Raw genomic sequence first — 335 nt, forward strand, 5'->3', positions numbered from 1 at the left:
GGCTCTACCAGTTCATCATCCACCGTTGGCAGGATAATGTCGAACGTCGTCACACCGACTGGTACATTGAGGTTGCCATCCACGAGGGTCACGTTGTTACTGAAGCTGATGTTCGCTAAATCCACATCAACCGATTCAGGCAACGTTAGAGGGTATTCCACTGGGGATTGAGTGGTTTCAGACAGTGTTACACTGAAGACCAGATTGTCACCTTCGATAACCGAGTCATCTTCACCAGCCACTTCAATCGACTCAACTGTCGGTTTGTCATTATCTAGAATGCTACCTGTCGCATCCACACCATCCACCGACAAGGTGTAAGTCTCGGTTGGCTC

At 49.3% G+C, this 335-nt stretch carries 1 protein-coding gene; it reads right to left on the reverse strand.

The genetic code is table 11. The features are described from left to right. Window positions 1-335, reverse strand: a 335-nt coding sequence (locus TZ48_RS15100) for a hypothetical protein (RefSeq protein WP_162674607.1), incomplete at both ends; no start/stop codon positions are given.

This window comes from Vibrio variabilis (assembly GCF_003263785.1).
GTDB classification, from domain to species: Bacteria; Pseudomonadota; Gammaproteobacteria; order Enterobacterales; family Vibrionaceae; genus Vibrio; species Vibrio variabilis.